The sequence below is a fragment of the Serratia sp. A07 genome, assembly GCF_058725505.1.
Genome location: NZ_JBZXDO010000133.1, coordinates 1 through 1,982 on the forward strand (window position 1 = coordinate 1; position 1,982 = coordinate 1,982).

A 1,982-nucleotide genomic window follows, 5' to 3' on the forward strand; every position below is an offset into this window, starting at 1 on the left:
TCGCCGGCGTTACCGACATGCGAAATGGCTTCAACGGCCTGGCGTCGCGCGTGCAGAATGTCCTCAACGACGATCCGTTCAGCGGGCACCTGTTCATCTTCCGCGGACGCCGCGGCGATATGATAAAACTGCTGTGGGCCGACGAGGATGGGCTCTGTCTGTTCATCAAACGCCTCGAGCGTGGCCGCTTCGTCTGGCCCACCGTCAGCGACGGCAGAATCCATCTGACGCCGGCGCAACTGGCGATGCTGCTCGAGGGGCTCAACTGGAAACACCCGCAGCGTGCACATCCGCCTGGTCTGCGCGTATAACCTGTTGTAATGTACAGGAATGAAAGCCGAGCTCCCCGACGACATCAACCAACTGAAAGCGCTGGCGCTTCAACAGCAGGTGCTGCTAAAGCAGCTCAAGGCCCAGATGCGCCGCTATGAAGGTCAGGTTGCCGGCTATGAGCGGGAAATCGAACGCCTGAAGGCACAGATAGATAAGCTCAAACGGATGTTGTTCGGCCAGAGTTCGGAGAAGCTGCGCAACAAGCTTGAGAAAAAAATCCGCGAAGCCGAAAGACGGCTGGGTGAAATGGAAGGCCGGCTGAATACCGCCAAGGGCTGTCTGGAAGCTGCAACTGCAGTAACCGCAGAGTCTGATGTTGTTGAGGTTCCTGAGGAACCGGCAGAGAAGCCCGCCAGCCCACGTCGTCCTTCATCGCGCAAACCGCTGCCGGCGGAGTTGCCGCGCGAAACAGTCGTTATCGAGCCGATGGAAACGGCCTGCCCGGACTGCGGGGGTGAGCTGGCGGCGTTGGGCGAAAGCGTCACCGAGCAACTGGACATCATCAACAACGCCTTCAAGGTCATCGAAACGGTGCGGCCTAAGCTGGCCTGTCGGAAGTGCGATGCCATCGTGCAGGCGCCATTGCCGGCGAAACCCATCGAGCGCAGCTATGCGAGCCCCGGCCTGCTGGCGCGTATCCTGGTGAGCAAGTATGTCGAGCACATCCCGTTGTAGCGCCAGTGCGACATCTACGCCCGTCACGGGCTGGGGCTGAGCCGGAATACGCTGGATCGCTGGGTACTGGAACTGGCGGAAAAACTGCGTCCGCTGGCGGAGGTCGTGAACAACTATGTGCTTGAAGCGGGCAAGGTACATGCCGACGATACACCGGTGCCAGTCCAGGCACCGGGCAGCGGCAAGACGCGCACCGGCCGGCTGTGGGTGTATGTACGGGATGATCGCAACTCGGGCTCGTCGCTGCCGGCGGCGGTGTGGTTCGCGTACTCGGCGGACCGCAAGGGTGCGCATCCGCAGCGGCACCTGGCGGAATACCGGGGCGTGCTGCAGGCGGATGCGTATGGCGGTTATGACGCACTGTACGAAACCGGGCGAATAACGGAAGCCGCGTGTCTGGCCCATGCGCGGCGAAAAATCCACGACGAACATGCCCGCCGGCCGACTGAGCTGACGACCGAGGCGCTCAGACGGATCGCGGCGTTGTATGCCATCGAGGCCGATATCCGGGGTAGCCCAGAGGAAAGGCGGCTGGCGGTCAGGAAAGAAAAGAGCATGCCGTTGATGCAGTCGCTGTACGACTGGCTCCAGGCGCAGTTGAAAACGCTGTCGGTGCACGCGGAGATGGCGAAGGCGTTCGGCTACATGCTGAAGCAGTGGGAGGCGCTGAACGTGTTCTGCAACGATGGCCGGGTGGAGATCGACAACAACATCTGTGAAAACGCCTTGCGGTGCGTGGCGCTGGGCCGGCGTAACTACCTGTTCTTCGGCTCAGACCGCGGTGGCGAGGCTGCGGCGATCATCTACAGCCTGCTGGGTACCTGCAAACTAAACGGCGTGGAGCCTGAGGGCTGGCTGCGCGACGTGCTCGGAAAAATCAGCGACTGGCCGTCAAACCGGGTGGATGAACTGCTGCCCTGGAACCTCTCAACCGTAAAATAATCCTTACGCTACGTCCTACACGGGGCGCTTAC

General features: G+C 61.4%; 1 protein-coding gene and 1 pseudogene. Both read left to right on the plus strand.

Annotated features, from left to right (window positions below; translation table 11 throughout):
* A partial coding sequence (tnpB, locus tag AC4PR2_RS28515; RefSeq protein WP_492176004.1) for an IS66 family insertion sequence element accessory protein TnpB occupies positions 1-311 on the plus strand: 311 nt, incomplete at its 5' end.
* 19 nt (positions 312-330) lie between these two features.
* Positions 331-1,950 (plus strand): annotated as a pseudogene (gene tnpC / locus AC4PR2_RS28520) (IS66 family transposase).
* Positions 1,951-1,982: the final 32 nt, after the last annotated feature.